This window comes from Pelomonas sp. BJYL3 (genome assembly GCF_027257975.1).
Classification (GTDB): Bacteria; Pseudomonadota; Gammaproteobacteria; order Burkholderiales; family Burkholderiaceae_C; genus Roseateles_B; species Roseateles_B flavus.
In genome coordinates this window covers 1138542-1156078 of the sequence record NZ_JANZKX010000001.1, presented here as the reverse complement: position 1 = coordinate 1156078, position 17537 = coordinate 1138542, and the positions used below count along the sequence as shown (strand labels likewise).

At 70.5% G+C, this 17537-nt stretch carries 15 protein-coding genes; 11 read left to right on the top strand and 4 right to left on the bottom strand.

Features of this window, described 5'->3' with window-relative positions; all coding sequences use genetic code 11:
* The first annotated feature begins 2 nt into the window (after positions 1-2).
* The 4 genes from bioB to O9Y01_RS05120 all read left to right on the top strand — a co-directional run bounded on the left by bioB (position 3) and on the right by O9Y01_RS05120 (position 5148).
* Positions 3-1103 (top strand): biotin synthase BioB, encoded by a 1101-nt coding sequence (gene bioB / locus O9Y01_RS05135; RefSeq protein WP_269630416.1) that lies wholly within the window; start codon positions 3-5, stop codon positions 1101-1103.
* A 216-nt stretch (positions 1104-1319) separates the two neighbouring features.
* Positions 1320-3320 (top strand): acetyl/propionyl/methylcrotonyl-CoA carboxylase subunit alpha, encoded by a 2001-nt coding sequence (locus O9Y01_RS05130; RefSeq protein ID WP_269630415.1) that lies wholly within the window; start codon positions 1320-1322, stop codon positions 3318-3320.
* 19 nt (positions 3321-3339) lie between these two features.
* Positions 3340-4251: a hydroxymethylglutaryl-CoA lyase gene (locus tag O9Y01_RS05125; RefSeq protein ID WP_269630414.1), complete on the top strand. Its 912-nt coding sequence runs from the start codon at positions 3340-3342 to the stop codon at positions 4249-4251.
* Between the two features lie 174 nt (positions 4252-4425).
* Positions 4426-5148 (top strand): substrate-binding periplasmic protein, encoded by a 723-nt coding sequence (locus O9Y01_RS05120; protein WP_269630413.1) that lies wholly within the window; start codon positions 4426-4428, stop codon positions 5146-5148.
* A gap of 27 nt (positions 5149-5175) precedes the next feature.
* On the opposite strand, the gene O9Y01_RS05115 is transcribed toward O9Y01_RS05120, so the two are convergent.
* Positions 5176-5700: a hypothetical protein gene (locus tag O9Y01_RS05115; RefSeq protein WP_269630411.1), complete on the bottom strand. Its 525-nt coding sequence runs from the start codon at positions 5698-5700 to the stop codon at positions 5176-5178.
* Positions 5701-5923: 223 nt separating this feature from the next.
* Between O9Y01_RS05115 and O9Y01_RS05110 the strand changes: the two genes are divergently transcribed.
* From O9Y01_RS05110 to O9Y01_RS05095, 4 genes are all read left to right on the top strand, one after another.
* A complete protein-coding gene (locus O9Y01_RS05110) occupies positions 5924-7435 on the top strand; it encodes a C25 family cysteine peptidase (RefSeq protein ID WP_269630410.1) in 1512 nt (503 codons plus the stop codon).
* A 9-nt stretch (positions 7436-7444) separates the two neighbouring features.
* Positions 7445-7690, top strand: a complete 246-nt coding sequence (locus tag O9Y01_RS05105; protein WP_269630409.1) for a hypothetical protein — start codon at positions 7445-7447, stop codon at positions 7688-7690.
* Positions 7691-7847: 157 nt separating this feature from the next.
* Positions 7848-8963, top strand: coding sequence for an alanine dehydrogenase (gene ald, locus O9Y01_RS05100; RefSeq protein ID WP_269630408.1), 1116 nt, complete (start codon positions 7848-7850; stop codon positions 8961-8963).
* A 370-nt stretch (positions 8964-9333) separates the two neighbouring features.
* On the top strand, positions 9334-10632 hold the full coding sequence (locus O9Y01_RS05095; RefSeq protein WP_269630407.1) for a GNAT family N-acetyltransferase: 1299 nt from the start codon (positions 9334-9336) through the stop codon (positions 10630-10632).
* Between the two features lie 23 nt (positions 10633-10655).
* Here O9Y01_RS05095 and O9Y01_RS05090 read toward each other — a convergent pair whose 3' ends face one another.
* A complete protein-coding gene (locus O9Y01_RS05090) occupies positions 10656-11909 on the bottom strand; it encodes a cytochrome-c peroxidase (protein ID WP_269630406.1) in 1254 nt (417 codons plus the stop codon).
* Positions 11910-11961: 52 nt separating this feature from the next.
* Positions 11962-12423 carry a hypothetical protein gene (locus O9Y01_RS05085; RefSeq protein ID WP_269630405.1) on the bottom strand — a complete coding sequence of 154 codons (462 nt, stop codon included), beginning with the start codon at positions 12421-12423 and terminating at the stop codon, positions 11962-11964.
* Between the two features lie 118 nt (positions 12424-12541).
* Here O9Y01_RS05085 and O9Y01_RS05080 point away from each other — a divergent pair, with 118 nt between their 5' ends.
* From O9Y01_RS05080 to O9Y01_RS05070, 3 genes are all read left to right on the top strand, one after another.
* Entirely contained in the window at positions 12542-14062 is a 1521-nt protein-coding gene (locus O9Y01_RS05080; RefSeq protein WP_269630404.1) for an ATP-binding protein, read from the top strand.
* Positions 14059-14772, top strand: coding sequence for a response regulator (locus tag O9Y01_RS05075; RefSeq protein WP_269630403.1), 714 nt, complete (start codon positions 14059-14061; stop codon positions 14770-14772). Before O9Y01_RS05080 ends, O9Y01_RS05075 begins: the two co-directional genes overlap by 4 nt.
* 100 nt (positions 14773-14872) lie before the next feature.
* Positions 14873-15172 (top strand): DUF883 family protein, encoded by a 300-nt coding sequence (locus O9Y01_RS05070; protein ID WP_269630402.1) that lies wholly within the window; start codon positions 14873-14875, stop codon positions 15170-15172.
* Positions 15173-15235: 63 nt separating this feature from the next.
* Here O9Y01_RS05070 and O9Y01_RS05065 read toward each other — a convergent pair whose 3' ends face one another.
* Positions 15236-17485 (bottom strand): putative bifunctional diguanylate cyclase/phosphodiesterase, encoded by a 2250-nt coding sequence (locus O9Y01_RS05065; RefSeq protein ID WP_269630400.1) that lies wholly within the window; start codon positions 17483-17485, stop codon positions 15236-15238.
* Positions 17486-17537 lie beyond the last annotated feature (52 nt).

Genomic DNA, 17537 nt, shown 5'->3' with positions numbered 1-17537 from the left:
CCATGACCCAGACCACCAACCAGATCCAGTCGCTGACGCCCACCACCGACGCCGAGCGCCGCAACGCCAAGCCCTGGACGGTCAACGAGGTCGCGGCGCTCTTCGAGCTGCCCTTCAACGACCTGCTCTTCCGCGCCCAGCAGGTGCACCGCGAGCACTTCGATGCCAACGCGATCCAGCTCTCGACGCTGCTGTCCATCAAGACCGGCGGCTGCGAGGAGGACTGCGCCTACTGCCCGCAGTCGGCCCACTTCGACACCGGCCTCAAGGCCGAGAAGCTGATCCCACTGCAGGAGGTGATGGAAGCTGCCCGCGCCGCCAAGGCCAACGGCGCGACCCGCTTCTGCATGGGCGCCGCCTGGCGCTCGCCCAAGGAGCGCCACATCGAGGCGATCGGCGAGATGATCAGCGAGGTCAAGGCCTTGGGGCTGGAGACCTGCCTCACCGCCGGCATGCTGGCGGATGGCCAGGCCGAGAAGCTGAAGAGTGCGGGCCTCGACTACTACAACCACAACCTCGACACCTCGCCCGAGTTCTATGGCCAGATCATCACCACCCGCACCTACCAGGACCGCCTGGACACGCTGGAGCGTGTGCGCGCGCAGGGCCTGAAGGTCTGCTCCGGCGGCATCGTCGGCCTGGGCGAGACGCGCCGCGAGCGTGCCGGCCTGCTGGTGCAGCTGGCCAATCTGGACCCGTATCCGGAGTCCGTGCCCATCAACAACCTGGTGCAGGTCGAGGGCACGCCGCTGTCGGGCACGGCCCAGCTCGATCCCTTCGAGTTCGTGCGCACCATCGCCGTGGCCCGCATCATCATGCCGCGCGCCATGGTCCGCCTGTCGGCCGGCCGCGAGGAGATGCCGGAGAGCCTGCAGGCCCTGTGCTTCCTGGCTGGCGCCAACAGCATGTTCTACGGCGACAAGCTCCTGACCACCTCCAACCCGCAGGCCGAGAAGGACCGCGCGCTGCTGGACCGCCTGGGCATGCACTGCGCGACCGAGGCCGAGCTGTCCGAGGGCCACGGCAAGGAAGCCAAGATCCGCCTCAATGCCGCGGAGCCGGCCCCTGTCGGCACCCTGCGCGGCTGCAGCGCCGCGGCTTGACCCTCCCCCTACCGGCTTCGCCGGCCCCACGAAGGGGCTGAGCCCGCAGGCCCGGCAAAGCCGGATCCTCGGGCGCCGCTGGACTCAAGTCAGCGCTTTGCAAGCCGTTCTGCCACTCGAACTGAGTCTTTGGATCCAAGAGGCCATCCAGCCCTTCAGATGCACACTGCGGCTTACCGGCCGCCCGCTGATCAAAAGAAAACCGGAGTCACCGCCATGTTCAAGAAGATCCTCATCGCCAATCGCGGCGAAATCGCCTGCCGCGTCGCGGCCACCGCACGCCGGCTGGGCGTCAAGACCGTGGCGGTCTATTCCGAGGCCGATGCGCGCGCCCGCCATGTGCAGGCCTGCGACGAGGCGGTGCTGATCGGCGGCCCGGCGCCCAAGGACTCCTACCTGCAGTGGCAGCGCATCATCGAGGCCGCGAAGGCCACCGGCGCCGAGGCCATCCATCCGGGCTATGGCTTTCTGTCCGAGAACGAGGACTTCGCCCAGGCCTGCGCCGCCGCGGGCCTCGTGTTCATCGGCCCGCCGGCCTCGGCCATCCAGGCCATGGGCCTGAAGGCCGAGTCCAAGCGCCTGATGGAGCAGGCCGGCGTGCCCCTGGTGCCCGGTTACCACGGTGCGGACCAGGACCCCGCTCTGCTGAAGAAGGAGGCCGACCGCATCGGCTATCCCGTGCTGATCAAGGCCAGCGCCGGCGGCGGCGGCAAGGGCATGCGCGCGGTGCACGCGGCCGAGGAATTCGACGCGGCCCTGGCCTCCTGCAAGCGCGAGGCCATCAACAGCTTCGGTGACGATGCCGTGCTGATCGAGCGTTATGTCCAGCGCCCGCGCCACATCGAGATCCAGGTCTTCGGTGACACCCACGGCCAGTGCGTCTACCTCTTCGAGCGCGACTGCTCCGTGCAGCGCCGCCACCAGAAGGTGCTGGAAGAGGCGCCGGCCCCCGGCATGAGCGAGGCCCGCCGCCGCGAGATGGGCGAGGCCGCCGTGGCCGCCGCCATGGCCGTGGGCTATGTGGGCGCCGGTACCGTCGAGTTCATCGCCGAACAGGACGGGCGCTTCTATTTCATGGAGATGAACACCCGCCTGCAGGTGGAGCATCCCGTCACCGAGGCCATCACCGGGCAGGACCTGGTCGAGTGGCAGCTGCGCGTGGCTGCGGGCGAGCCCCTGCCGCTCCAGCAGCACGAGCTGCGCATGCACGGCCACGCCATCGAGGCCCGCATCTGCGCCGAGAACCCGGAGGCCGGCTTCCTGCCCGCCACCGGCCGTCTGGGCGTGGCCCGCTGGCCCGCCCATGTGAAGTTCCAGCGTGGTGATGTCCGCATCGATTCGGGCGTGGACGAGGGCGACGAGATCAGCCCCTTCTACGACTCCATGGTGGCCAAGCTCATCGTCTGGGGAGAGACCCGCGAGCAGGCCCTGGCCCGCCTGGATGCCAGCCTGCGTGACACCCACATCGTCGGCCTCCAGACCAACGTCGCCTTCCTGCGTCGCTGCGCGGCCACCGCCTCCTTCGCCCGTGCGGACCTGGACACCGCGCTGATCGAGCGCGAGAAGGCCGCCCTCTTCGGCCAGCCGGGTCTGCCCCTGCGCGTGGCTGCCGCGGCCGTCGTGGCCCACACCCTGGCCGAGGAGGCCACCACCGTGGGCAGCGACCCCTGGAGCCGCCGCGACGGCTGGCGCCTCTTCGGCGCCTCGGCCCGCCGCTTCGACCTGGCGGAGGGCGACGCGCATCACGAGGTGCTGCTTTCGCGCCATCACCAGGGCGGCATGGCGCTGACGGTGGGCGGTGAGTCGATCGCCTTTGCCGTGCGCTCCACGGGCACCGAGCAGCACGAGCTGCTGCTGGGCGAAGGCCTGGGCCTGCAGCGCGTCACCGTGAAGACCTACAAGCAGGGCGAGCAGGTGGCGGTGTTCGCCGACACCGGCTCGGCCCTGCTGACCGAGGTCGACGTGATCGCCCATGCCGGCGAAGGGCAGGGCGAGGGCGGCCGCCTGACGGCCCCCATGCCCGGCAAGCTGGTGGCCTTCCTGGCCCAGCCCGGCGACGCCGTCACCAAGGGTCAGCCTCTGGCCGTGATGGAGGCCATGAAGATGGAGCACACCATCACCGCCCCGCGTGATGGCGTGGTCGCCGAGCTGCTGTTCTCCGTGGGCGACCAGGTGGGCGATGGCGCCGAGCTGCTGAAGCTCAAGGCCGCCGAGTAAGTCTGCAAAGGAGTCCTTCATGAGCACCCTGCCTCACCGTGTCACCCTCGTCGATGTGGGCCCCCGCGACGGCCTGCAGAACGAGAAGCAGCCCGTCGCCACCGAGCACAAGGCCCGTCTGGTCTCGATGCTGCAGGACGCCGGCCTGAAGAACATCGAGGTCACCAGCTTCGTCAGCCCCAAGTGGGTGCCGCAGATGGGCGACAACACGGCGGTGATGGCCGCCATCGAGCGCCGCCCCGGCGTGCGCTACAGCGTGCTGACGCCGAACATGAAGGGCCTGGAAGCGGCGCTGCCCACGAAGCCCGACGAGATCGTGGTCTTCGGCGCGGCCTCCGAGGCCTTCAGCCAGAAGAACATCAACTGCAGCGTGGCCGAGAGCATCGAGCGCTTCGCGCCTGTGGTGGAAGCCGCGCATGCGGCCGGGCTCAAGGTGCGCGGCGCCCTGTCCTGCGCGCTGGGCTGCCCCTACGAGGGCGAGATCTCGCCGGACCAGGTCGAGCGCGTCGTGCAGCTGATGAAGGACATCGGCGTGGACCACCTCGGCGTGGCCGACACCATCGGCGTGGGCACGCCCCGGCGGGTGCAGGCTGCGATGGAGCGGGCGCTGAAGCACTACCCACTGCACGAGGTCAGTGGCCATTTCCACGACACCTACGGCCAGGCCCTGTCCAACATCTACGCCTGCCTGGAGATGGGCATCCACACCTTCGACAGCAGCGTGGCGGGCCTGGGCGGCTGCCCCTATGCCAAGGGCGCCACGGGCAATGTGGCCACCGAGGACGTGGTCTTCCTGCTCCATGGCCTGGGCATCGAGACCGGCATCGATCTGGACAAGCTGGTCGACGCTGGCGCCTACATCTCCGAGCAGCTGGGCCGCCCGCCGGTCTCGCGCGTGGCGCGCGCGCTGCTGGCCAAGCGCCAGGGCTGAGGGCTCAGGCGCCACGTGCCGCGGGCCGGCCACTGGGGCAGTCCCGCGCTTGACCGCAGGCGTCCGCTGACGCCCAATGCGGCCCCGTGGGCGCGTGCGGACGTCCGGGAGGCAATGATGGAAGTCCCTGCATGGCGTCGGAGCCTCGCTGCGCTGGCGTCAGCCGCGGCGCTGATGCCTGGCGCGATCCCGGCCGCGCGGGCCGGTGATCTCCTGGGCATCACCGAGGATGTGCCGCCCTTCACCTATCTCGAGCGCGGGCGTTTTGTCGGCCTGGCCAACGAGGTCCTGGACCGCGTGGCCGCGCAGAGCGGGCTGCGCGTGCAGCGCAGCATCCAGCCCTTCGCCCGCGGCCTGAAGACGGTGGAGGACCTGCCCAACAGCTTTCTCTACGTCGTCGTGCGCACGCCGGCCCGCGAGCCGCTGTACCGCTGGGTCGGGCCGCTGGACGACTGCGATCTGGTGGTGATGACGCTGCGCAGCAGCGGCGTGGACTTCAGCCCCCATGCGCCGGACGCCCGGGCCCTGCGCATCGGCGTGATCAAGGGCTCGCCCGCCGGCAAGATGGTGCGCGAGGCCGGCATGCCGGAGCGCAGCATCTACCAGACCCCCGGCAGCGAGACCTCCACGCGCATGCTCTACGCCGGTCACCTGGACATGGTCGCGGGCCTGTCCCTGCCTTACCAGCACCAGGCGGCCCGCCTGGGCCTGGACGCGGGCCAGCTGATGGTGGCTCACGTGCTGCAGAAGGGCTATGGCTGCTATTTCGCCTTCAACCGCCAGGTCAACGAGGCGCTGTTCCAGCGCTTTGCCGCGGCCTTCGAGGCGCTGCGCAGCTCGGGCGAGCTCAAGACCCTGCAGGACCGTGCCGCACAGGCCCGGGCAGCGGGGCGTTGAGCACCCTGCGCTGGCTGGCGCGCGCCCTCAGGCCAGCGCCAAGCCCATCTCCTCCTGCACACGCGCCTTGAAGCGTTCGGCACGCTCGTCGCTGGAGCGCTCGCGGATCTGCTGGGCGGCGGCCTCGATCCACAGCTGCAGGCCGTCCTCGCTGTCGATGTGGCGGGCCAGGGCCCGCAGCTCGCCGTCCTGGCCGACCAGCATGCGCGCCACCAGGTCCAGGGCGTAGAGCTTGGCCCGCGCGAGCTGCCGTGCCTGCTGCGTCGCGGCCTGCTGACGGGCCAGGGCCTCGCGATGGGCGCGCTCGCGCTCGGCCGCGCGGTGCGCCTCCTGCTGTGCCTGCAGATCAGCCTCCATCGGTGCGATCAGGCCGCGACCGTAGAGGTCTTCGACGACGCTGGCGTCCAGGCCCATGTTGCGGGCCAGCTCGCGCAGCTGGCGCAGGTCACGGCGGCCGTCCACAGTGATGAGCAGCATGCGATGGCCGGCCGGCAGGTCGCGGCGGGGGCTGCCCAGCATCTGGCGGGCCAGATCGGTCTTTTGCAGTCTCATGGGGGCTCCAGGGCGAAGGTCGGTGGCAAACCGCGCGGGGCGGGTCGTCGGAGCCTGGATGATGCCCAGCGACTTTGATGCCCCGGTGACAGGCCCTGCGCCATGTGGCCGTGCGGCGGCCCCCCGTCGGGATGGGGCGGCCGGATGAACTAGGGAGAGGCCCTTGTCCTGACAGGCACGCGACCGCAACAATGCGCGCTTCGACTCACCAGGAGTTCATCGAATGGACAAGCTGATTCTTCGTCACGGCGCCGCGTTGAAGAGCAAGTACGGCAAGGCCGGCCTCGAACGCATCGATGCGGCCCTCAAGACCCTGGTGACGGCCGACCGGCGCCGAGGCATCGACACCCAGGTGCTGAGCGTGGACGAGACGGCGGCGATGAAGGCCCATGGCCTGGCCCCCGTGGCCCGCACGGATGCGAAGGCCCTCAAGGCCGCCATCGACGGCCTGGCCGGCACGCTGGCGCCGCACTACTTCCTGCTGCTGGGCGCCCAGGACGTGCTGCCCCTGGTGCCCCTGCTCAATCCGGCCTACACCGGCGATGACGGCGACACCGACAAGACCGTGCCCAGCGACCTGCCCTATGCCTGCGAGGCGCCCTACAGCACGGACCCCGCGCGCTTCCAGGGGCCCAGCCGCGTGGTGGGCCGCCTGCCGGACATCCCCGGCGCCAGCAAGCCGGACCTGCTGCTGCAGCTGATCCGCGCCGCGGCGCGGGCCAAGCCCCTGCCGCGGGAGCAGTTCCATGCCTACTTCGGCCTGAGCGCCGCCGAGTGGCAGGCCTCCACGCGGCTGAGCCTCAGCAACCTGTTCGGGCAGGGCGAGCAACTGAAGATCGCGCCGCCCCAGGGCCCACGCTGGAGCAAGGCCGAGCTGGCGCCGCGGGTTCATTTCATCAACTGCCATGGCGGCGACACCAGCCCCGAGTACCTCGGCCAGCAGGGAGACGCCTACCCGGTGGCCCACCGCGCCAGCCTGCTGCGCGACCGCATCAGCGCGGGCACGGTGATTGCCGCCGAGTGCTGCTACGGCGCGCAACTCTACGACCCCGAAGACGCAGGAGGCCATCTGGGCATTGCACTGAGCTACCTGGCCGATGGCGCTGCCGGCTTCTTCGGCAGCACCACCATCGCCTACGGTCCCAGCGAGGGCAACGGCTCCGCGGACCTGATCTGCCAGTACTTTCTGCAGCGCGTGCTGGCCGGCGCCTCGCTGGGCCGCGCGGCCCTGGAGGCGCGGCAGAAGTTCGCGGGGGAGCGCACCCACCTCGACCCGGTGGACCTCAAGACCCTGGCGCAGTTCTACCTGCTGGGCGATCCCTCGCTGCAGCCGGTGGGCTTTGCCAGCCACGCCCTGGCCAAGACCCGCGCCTTCAAGACGGCCTTCGCCAAGGTGCAGGACCGCGGCGTGCGGGGCCTGCGTCGCGAGCGGCTGGAGCGTGAGGGCCTGAACCTGGGCCGATCGCTGCCCCAGCTGCGTGACAGCCAGCAGGAGCCCGCCGCGCCGGTGGAGAAGGTGCTGCGCGCCATGGCGAAGGAAAGCGGCCTGGATCTCCGCCAGGTACGCCGGCGCAGCTACGTGCTGCAGGCGGCCAAGCAGGGACCCCGGATGCCAGCGCGCAGCATCCATGTGCTCAAGGGCCGGCGCAGCAACGGCCAGCTCGTCACCCTGGTGGCCACGGAGCAGGACGGCGAGCTGCTGCATGTGCGCCGCCTGCACGCCCGCGGCTTGTGAGGGCGCCGCATGAGCCTGCCCCTGCAGACCTGGACCGGCCGGCTGGAACGCCGCCTGCTCGCCGCGGGCAGCAAGAGCGAGCGCCAGGGGCTGGTGCTGCGCCTGGATGAGGGTCAGGTCTTGCCCGTGCGCCGCCTGGGCGGCAATGACTTCCGTGACGAGGTGCTGGAGCCGCTGCTCGGGCAGCGCCTGCAGGTCCGGGCGCGCCAGCTGGAAAGCGGGCTGCTGCAGATCGAGTCCTGGACACCGGCCTGAGGGCCGGCAGAGGGCGCGCCGGTCATGCTGCGCTGCGCCATAAGCGCGGCTAATAAGGGCCGAGATCGGTGAATGGCGCTTGCGGGGGCGCGGGCGGCGGTCGTAAAACCCATGGCTTCTGAATCACGGCTCACAAGGCCAACCAAGGAGACAAGCCATGCAGATCGGATGCCCGAAGGAAATCAAGAACCATGAGTACCGCGTCGGCCTGACGCCGGCCAGCGTGCGCGAGCTGACCAGCCGTGGTCACCGCGTGCTGGTGCAGACGCAGGCCGGCGCCGCCATCGGCCTGAGCGACGAGCAGTACGTTGCCGCCGGCGCGCAGATCGCCCCGGACGCCGCGACCGTCTTCGCCCAGAGCGACATGATCGTCAAGGTCAAGGAGCCGCAGCCGCAGGAATGCGCCATGCTGCGCGAAGGCCAGATCCTCTACACCTACCTGCACCTGGCGCCGGATCCCGAGCAGACCGCGGCCCTGGTCAAGAGCGGTGCCATCTGCATCGCCTACGAAACCATTACCGGCCCTGGCGGTGGCCTGCCCCTGCTGGCTCCGATGAGCGAGGTCGCCGGTCGCATGTCCATCCAGGCCGGCGCGGCCCACCTGGAGAAGAGCAAGGGCGGCATGGGCGTGCTGCTGGGCGGCGTGCCTGGCGTGGCCCCGGCGCATGTCACCGTCATCGGCGCCGGCGTGGTCGGCACGCATGCCCTGCAGATGGCCGTGGGCCTGGGCGCCCGCGTCACCGTGCTGGACAAGAGCGTGGACCGCCTGCGCCAGCTGGACCTGGTCTTCGGCAACCGCATCACCACGCTGTACTCCAATGCGCAGAGCGTGGAGGAGTCCGTGCTGGCGGCGGATCTCGTCATCGGCGGCGTGCTGATCCCCGGCGCCGCGGCCCCCAAGCTGGTGACCCGCGACATGGTCTCCCGCATGAAGAAGGGCGCCGTCGTGGTCGATGTGGCCATCGACCAGGGCGGCTGCTTCGAGACCTCGCATGCCACCACCCATGCCGAGCCCACCTACCTTGTTGATGGCGTGGTGCACTACTGCGTGGCCAACATGCCCGGTGCCGTGGCCCGCACCTCCACCTTTGCGCTGAACAACGCCACCATCGGCCACGCCGTGGCCCTGGCCGACAAGGGCTGGCGCCAGGCCCTCAAGGACAACGCCCACCTCAAGGCGGGCCTCAACGTGGCCCAGGGCCAGGTCACTTACGAAGCCGTGGCCCGCGACCTGGGCTACGACTATGTGGCGGCCGATGCACTGCTTGCCTGAGCAGCTTGCTGCCCTCGAACGAAAGCCGGGCCCGCCCGGCTTTTTTCATTTTTCCGCGGCTGAAAGCTCTTTGAAAGTTTGCCTCTCTCCAGGGTGCTAAGGTCCCTCGAAGGCCTCCTCGTAAGCAGCCCCGACGCAATCCCGCATCAAGTGTGCGGACCTGCACATCGTGGGGTCCCCTCGAATGGAGGGACAGGCCGTTGGCAGGGTCTGCCGGCGTGGTCGGCGCGCATATCATCGCCGCCACTGCGAGAGCGTTGCACTTTGTTTCTGGGTGACGACGGCAGTGCCGGCCTTCGAGGCCGATGGCTCAAGGACAGGGGAGGCGCGGCCGGCTCGCAAGAGCGAGGCTGCAGGGCGGAAGATGGCAATGGGTGGGGCAAAGGTGCTGAAGCAGGTCGACATCTCAAGTGCGGAAGTGGGCGCCTGGGCGTGCCGCACAGATGCGCCTGCGGCGTCGCCGGCCGTTCCTCGCCGGCCGGGCGCGAGCGACACTGCACGGCTGCAGCCCTATCGCGTCCAGTGGGAAACCGAGCGCGAGCACGACCCCGTCTTCCTGCGTGAATGGCAGGCCCTGATGGCGGCCAGCAGCGGCCCGGAACCCATCTACCAGTCCCCCGAGTTCCTGCAATACATCCGGGCCACCAGCCAGGACCGTGCGGAGGTCGAGATCCTCACCGTGCGCGACGCCGCGGACGGCCGCCTGCTGGCCCTCACGCCGATCCGCTACCGCGACCTGGCCATGGGCCTGCAGGTCCGGTACTGGCGGATGAAGCTGGGCTCCCTGCATGTGGGCACCGTGATGGGCAGCGGCGTGCTGGGCGAGGAATCGCCGGCCGTGCTGGAGAGCATGGTGCGCTTCCTGCTGGCCGAGCGTCCGCGGGTGGTGGCGCTGTCCCTGCCGGCCCTGCCGCAGCAAAGCCTCAGCCAGCAGAGTCTGCACCAGCTGGCGGCCAGCCAGCGCGACCTCGGCATCTGCGTGCTCAACGGCTGGCGCGAATGCCACAAGATCCCGCTGCCCGGTGACTTCAACGCCTACCTGGCCCAGTTCGGCAGCAAGCACCGCTACAACCTCAAGCGCCAGATCCGTCTGCTGCGCGAGCACGCGCCCCTGGAGCTGCTGCGCATCGACCAGCCCGGGTCCCTGGATCAGCTGGCCGCGGCCATCGAGCGCCTGGCGCCGCCCGAGGTCAAGGCGGTGCTGATCTCGCATGAGAAGTTCGCGGCCATGGCCCGCCTGGGAATGCTGCGCTGCTATGTGCTGCAGTCGGGCGGCGTGCCGGTGGCGGCACTGATCGCCACGCAGTACGGCGAGACCCTGCATCTGCACAATGTGCTGACTGATCCGGCCATGCTGCGCTTCTCGATCGGCACGTCCATCCTGTACCTGGCCATCGAGGACCTGAGCAGCGAGGGGCGCTTCAGCGCCATCGACCTCGGCTACAGCTCGCCCTCGCACAGCCACCAGTCCTCCAACCGGGTCGAGATCCGCGGCCATTTGCTGCTGTACAAGGCCAGCCTGCGGACTTCGGCCCTGTGCCTGGCCGAGCGCCTGTTCGGCGAGTGGCTGGAGCGGGCCAAGGGCTGGCACCAGGCCCTGAAGGGCTGGCGCGCGCGGCGAGCTGCCGCCAGGGGTGCCAAGGCTGAGAAGGCCACCAAGTCCAGCTGAGCCGCCCCGCCCGGCCCCGGGGTTCAGCTCTGCGGTCCTGCCGGGACCTGGAAGCCGTCGCTGAGTGTCTTCAGGAAGCTGACGATGTCGCTGACCTCCTGCGGGCTCAGGGCCGGCAGCTGGCCTGGCCGCCGGTCAAAGGGCGGGCCGCGGTGCACATTGGCCTGGTAGACCGCCGGCAGGTCGTCGAAGCGCTGCACCTGCCCATTGACGACGGGGTACCAGCGCGCCGGGTCCAGGTCTCGCGTCGCGTAGAAGCCTACCACCTCCTCCAGCGTCTGGAAGCGGGCGTTGTGGAAGTAGGGCGCCGTCAGGGCCACATTGCGCAGGCTGGGGACGCGGAACTTGCCGCAGAGCGAGGCCTGCGCACTGAGGTCGCTGCGCTGCGGTCCGCACAGTCCCAGGTCGTGGAAGGCCGGATCCTGGGTGGCGGCGCTGCGATTGCGCGGCACGCCCAGCGCGAAGTAGGCATGGTTGGTGAACAGCGCCCGGGCGCCGGCCGGCGCATTGGCGGGTGGGCTGGCGCTGTGGCAGGCCGCGCAATTGCCCTTGCGGGGATCGGTGAAGGCTGCGAAGCCGCGCGCTTCCTGCTCGCTGAAGCGGGCCCGTCCGTCCTGTACCGCGTCGAACTTGCTGCTGAAGGGCGCGAAGGCCGGGTCCTGCTGCTGGTAGCGGGCGAGGGCCTGCAGGCTGGCGTCCAGCAGCTGGGCATCGCTGGCCGAAGCGGGCAGACCGCTCGCGGCGAGGAGGTCGGCGAAGGCCGCGGCCGTGCGGAGCCTGCGCACATAACTGGCCACGTCAGCGTTGGCCATCTCCTTGGCGGCAAAAAGCGGGCCGCGGGCCTGGGCCACGCGGTCATTGGCGCGGCCGTCCCAGAACAGGCCGCCATGGGCACGCCCCTGGTCGTCGATGCTGAAGGCCGGCGTGCCATTGAGGTAGCGCAGGCTGGGGCTGCTGCGCAGTCCCTGCTGGTCCATGGCCAGCCCGCCGACGGGCAGGAAGCCGCCGGCCTTGTCGGCATGGGCCTGGGCCGCCACGTGGCAGCCGGCGCAAGACAGCTGACCGCTGGCCGAGAGCCGGGTCTCGTTGAACAGCCGCTCGCCCACGCTGGCGAGGCTGGGCGGCGGGCTGCGCAGGGCCTCGGCCTGCTCGCGGGCCGCGGTGCCGCTGCTGTCCGGGCTTGACACGGTGCCCGGGCTGCCGCCGCCACAGGCGGCAAGCAGGGTGGTGACGAGGGCCAGCGTGAGAGGGCGCAAGGCAAGGGGCAGGCTGAACATGGGGGACTCCTGTCGAGGTAGGGGAGCTTGAGGGCCGGCGCGGGGCAGGCGTTCAGCCCGCCGGGCGGGCCGGCGGAGCGGAACGTGTCGGCTTGTCGCAGCCCTGGCAGGCAGGGGCCTCCGGCAGCGGCGGCGGGGCAGGGGGCTCCGGGGGCGGCGGAGGCTGGAGCTCATGCAGGCGCTTGAGCTGTTCGGCATTCAGGAGGCGGGCCAGGCGGGCTTCGTCGGGGGGCTGGTGCTGCTCATGGGCCTGGCTCAGCAGGGCGTCGAGCTGATGCGCCTGATCGGCGTTCAGGCCCAGGGCCTTCTGCAGATGCCGTTCGCGCTGCTGCTCCGTCAACCGTGGCGGTCGCGGCGGATGCGGCAGCGTGCCGCAATGCGCGGGGGGGACGTCCCGCGGGCTGGACGCCTGGCTGGCGGGCGCTGTCTGGGCCTGCGCCGGGAGCAGGGGCCACAGGGCCAGCAAGGGCAGCAGTGCCGACCGCACGGCGTGCAGGAGAGGGCGTGGGGACATGGTCGTTCCTCCGTGGTGTGCAAGGCCTCCAGCCTGCGCGCCGATTGGGCAGCGAGCATGGAGAAACTGTGGAGACGGGCTCCACAATTCGGCCGGGCCACCCGCCTAAGATGAGGCCATGCGATTGCGACTCGTGCACCAGCTGGCCCTGCTGATGGCGCTGACCGTGCTGCTGGCGGTCGGTGCCATGGCCACCCTGCAGGTCTGGAACCTGAGGCGCGGCTTCAGCGACTACCTGCGCGTGCAGGACGGCCTGGTCCTGGACCGCCTGATGGTGGCGGCCGAGGCGGACCTCGGCCGGCTGGACGGCCTCCCGCCCCGCGAGCTGCGGGCCTTCATGCACCAGTGGCTGGAGCGCACGGCGCCCCAGCAGGACGCCGATCCCCTGGGCGAGGACCCGGCCGCGCGAGCGCCCGAGGCCCGGCCGGCAGGCCCCCCCGACGCCCAGGCGCCCCCCGCCCAGCTGCGCCGCCCGCGGCCGCCGCAGGCCCTGCCACCACCGCCCCGCCCGCCGCGCCCCCCGCGGGATCCCGCCCGCCTGGGCCAGCGCCTGGTCCTGCTGGATGCCCAGGGGCAGTGGCTGGCCGGGCGCCCCGAGGCGCTGCAGCAGGCCGGGCAGCGGCGCGCCTTGAAGCGCCAGGGGGTGACGCAGGCCTACCTGTTCCTGGCCGACCGAAGCGAGGTCTCCGATGACATCGACGGCCAGTTCCTGCGCCGCCAGACCCTGGGCATCGCGGCCGTCGCCGGCCTCAGCCTGCTGGTCGCGCTGAGCCTTGCGCTGCTGCTGGCGCGGCGCTGGCTGCGCCCCCTGCAGCAGGCCCAGCAGGCGGCCCGTCGCATGGCCTTGGGCGAGCTGGCGGTGCGCGTGCCCCAAGACCGGGCCGACGAGATCGGCGCCCTGATGCGGGACCTCAACGCCATGGCCGCCTCTCTCCAGCAGACGGAGACCGAGCGCCGGCGCTGGATCGCCCAGCTCTCGCACGAGCTGCGCACGCCGCTGGCCATCCTGCGCGGCGAGCTGGAGGCCCTGGCCGATGGTGTGCGGCCCTGGAGCGCCGCGGCGCTGGCCTCGCTGCAGGACGAGGTGCAACGCTTGCACCGGCTGATCGAGGACTTTCACCTGCTGGCCATGTCCGACCTGCGCCGCCTGCCCTGCCAGTTCGAGCCGGTGGACGTGGCGGCCCTGCTGCGCCAGGCGGGCCAGCGTGTCGAGGAACGCCTGCGGGCCAAGGGCCTGCAGCTGCAGCTGGACCTCGACGATTCGCTGGGCACGGCACGCTGGGACGGCGAACGCATCGCCCAGCTGCTGGGCAATCTGCTGGAGAACAGCCTGCGCTACACCGATGCGCCGGGGCGCGTGCTGCTGCGGGCGCGGCGGCGTGGCGAGGAGGTGCAGATCGTGGTCGAGGACAGCGCGCCGGGCCTGCCGCCGCAGCAGCTGCGCCAGCTCTTCGACCCCCTGTTCCGTGCCGAGGCCTCGCGCAGCCGCGCCAGCGGGGGCAGCGGCCTGGGGCTGAGCATCGCGCGCGCGCTGGCGCTGAGCCACGGCGGCCGCCTCCATGCCGAAGCCTCGGCCCTGGGCGGCCTGGCTCAATGCCTGAGCCTGCCCCTGGTGGCCGGTGGCGGAGAGCGGGCATGAACGCGCCGGGACTGGATCCGCAGCGCATTCTCATCGTCGAGGACGAGGCCAAGATCGCGGCCCTGCTCGCGGACTATCTGCAGGCCGCGGGTTACGCGACCCGGATCCTCGGCGACGGCGCGCAAGCCCTGACCCTCCTTCGCCAGTCGCCGCCGGCCCTGCTGGTGCTGGACCTCATGCTGCCCGGCCTGGACGGACTCAGCCTGTGCCGGGAACTGCGCCAGTTCTCGGCTCTGCCGGTGCTGATGGTCAGCGCGCGGGTGGACGAGCTGGACCGCCTGCTGGGCCTGGAGCTGGGGGCCGATGACTATCTCTGCAAGCCCTTCAGTCCGCGCGAGGCGGTGGCGCGGGTCAAGGCTCTGCTGCGCCGCGCCCAGGGCCGTCTGCCAGGCCTGGCTGCGGCGGGACCGCAGGCACTGGACGGCGGCTATGCGGTGGACGAAGCCGGGCAGCGCCTCTTCTGGCAGGGCCAGGCCCTGCACCTGACGCCGCTGGAGTTCCGCCTGCTGCGCCTGCTGCTGCGCCAGCCCGGGCGGGTCTTCAGCCGGGCCCAGCTGCTGGAGCAGCTGCATGAGGACTTCCGCGACGTCAGCGACCGCGTCATCGACAGCCACGTGAAGAACATCCGCCGCAAGCTGGCCCAGCTGAGCCCGCCGCAGGAGCCCCTCAGCGCGGTCTACGGCGTGGGCTACCGTCTGGACCTGACTTGAGCCAGAGCAAGAGGCCCTGCCGGCGCCGAGGCATCGGGCTACCGCAAGCCTGGCACCGGGTGTACAAACACAGTCCCACGGGATTCATGAGGAGCCGACGATGAGCGAAATGAGTCAAGGCCAGAAGGAACGCCTGATGGCGGATCTGCATGCGGTGGTTGCCGAGGCCGAGTCCCTGCTGCGGGCCACCGTCAACGAGACGGGCGCAGGCTCAGCCGAGCTGCGCGCCAAGGTGCAGGCCACGCTGGAGCGTGCGCGGCGCGGCCTGCAGGACCTGCAGGCCACGGCCGTCGAGAAGGCGAAGGCCGCCGACGCCTACGTGCACGAGAAGCCCTGGCATGTCATCGGCGTGGCCGCCGGCGTGGGCCTGCTGCTGGGCATGCTGATCGCGCGGCGCTGAACGGGGACGGCAGCGCCGCGAGGGCGCTGCCGCTTCACGGCCCGGGAGGGCTGGCGGGCGATGTCAGCGCGGCTGCTGCAGCCAGCGCTCGAGGTCGTCCGAGAGCATGGGCTTGGCGAAGAGCCAGCCCTGGCCCTCGTGGCAGCCCAGTGCCAGCAGCTGCTGGCGCTGCTCCTCGGTCTCGATGCCCTCGGCGATCACCCGCATGCCGAGGCCGCAGCCCAGGTTCACCACCATCTGTGCGATGGTGTTGCCGGCGCTGGAATGCTGGGCCTCGCGCACGAAGGCGCGGTCGATCTTGAGGCGCTCCACCTGGAGCTGGCGCAGCTGGCTCAGCGAGGAGAAGCCGGTGCCGAAGTCGTCGATGGCCACCGAGGCACCGGTCTCGCGGATCTCGGCCAGCACACGCAGCACGGTCGCGATGTCCTCCATGGCCATGGACTCGGTGATCTCCAGCTCCAGGCTGCTGCCCTTGATGCCGGCGTCGGTCAGCGCGGCCTTCAGCGTGTCGATGAAGCTGGCATGGCGGAACTGGGCCAGCGAGATGTTCACCGCGATGCGGAAGTCGCGGTGGCCCTGGTCGATCAGGCGGCGCACCTGGTGGCAGGAGGTGCGCAGCACGAAGTCGCCGATGCTGATGATCAGGCCCGATTGCTCGGCCAGCGGGATGAACTGGTCCGGGGGCACGAACTGACCCTCGGCCGTGCGCCAGCGCAGCAGGGCCTCTGCGGCAATGGGCCGGCCGGTGGCCAGGTCCACCTGCGGCTGGTAGACCACGAAGAGGCGGCGCTCCTCGAAACTGGCACGCAGGCCCTTGAGCAGCTTGAAGCGCTCGCGGGCATCGACGCCCATCGCGGAGGAGAAGTACTGCGAGGAGCCGCGGTGCTGCACCTTGGCACGCTTGAGCGCGATCTGCGCGTCCAGCAGCAGCTCGGAACCGATGGATTCGGATTCGGTCAGCCGTACCAGGCCGGTGGTGGCGGACAGCTGCAGCCGCTCGCCGGCGACCACGAAGGGCTCGACGAACAGCGCGCGGATGCGATCGCCATTGACCATGCCCTCCGGCCCCAGCAGGCCGAAGGCGTCGGAGGAGATGCGGGCCATGGAGGTGTTGAAGCCGAGCTGGTCGCTCATGCGCTGCACCACGGCCTGCAGGACCTGATCGCCGAAGCGGTGGCCGAAGGCGTCGTTGATCTCGGCGAAGTCGTCGAGGTCGATCAGGGCCAGGGTCACGCCCTCGGGGGCCTTGAGGTTCTGCTCCAGCACCTCGATGAAGCGGGTGCGGTTGGGCAAGTGCAGCAGCTGGTCGTTGTAGGCATGGTCCAGCAGCTGGCCGTAGAGCACGACGTTCTCGAAGCCCACGGCGATGTTGGAGCAGAAGGCCCGCAGCAGCTGCTGGTCCAGTTCCTCCAGGGGCCGGCCGACGTCGACCATGGCCGCCATGGCCCGGCCTTCGCTGAGCCCGAAGTAGAGGCAGGTGACGTCTTCGTAGAGGCTGCGCTTTTCATGCAGGCAGCGCTCCAGCATCTCGCGGATGCGGCTGACCTTCACGGCGCTCAGCGGGGAGTTGATCAGGCTGCTGTACTGGCCCGCGGCGCCGATGACGCGTGCAGGCTGGCGCTCGTCGCTGCTCATGTGGGCGCAGACCAGGCCCTCGGGCAGGATGCCCAGCAAGGCGCAGAGCTGGGTGACCACGCCCTCGGCGAAACGGTTGATGCCATGCAGGCGGCTCAGCTCGGTGCTGGCCTCGACGATCAGCTCCAGGCCCTTGCGGTTGGACTCCAGCGCGCGGATCTGGCGGTAGGAGCGGATCGCGGCCGTCAGCACCGTGTAGAGGCGGGTGCGGGTCAGCTCGGACTTGGTCTTGTAGTCGTTGATGTCGTAGGACTGGACGGTCTCGATCTCGGGGGCATAGCCCGGCTGGCCCGTGCGCAGCACGATGCGCACGGCGCGCAGCTTGAGATCGTCGCGGATGAAGCGCACCAGCTGCAGGCCGGCATCCTCGGATTCCATCACCACGTCCAGCAGCACCACGGCCAGGTCGGGCTCGCGGGCCAGCATGTCACGCGCAGCGGCGGCCGAGTCGGCATGCAGGAAGCTCAGGGGCACCCCCTCGACGCGCAGGCCCTGCATGGCCAGCTCGGTGGCCTTGTGGACGTCGGCGTCGTCGTCGACGATCAGGATGCGCCAGGGGGGCAGGTCATTGCCGGCCTCATGTTCGTCGTGATGTTCGGGACCGTCCAGAAACTCGAGCAGGTCATCGTCGTCCTCGGGGACGCCGGTTGCTGGTGCCAGGCTGTGGTTCTCAGGCATGAAGCGGATCCTGTACGGCGGAAACGATGTCGCTGCGCTGCCAGCCCCGAAT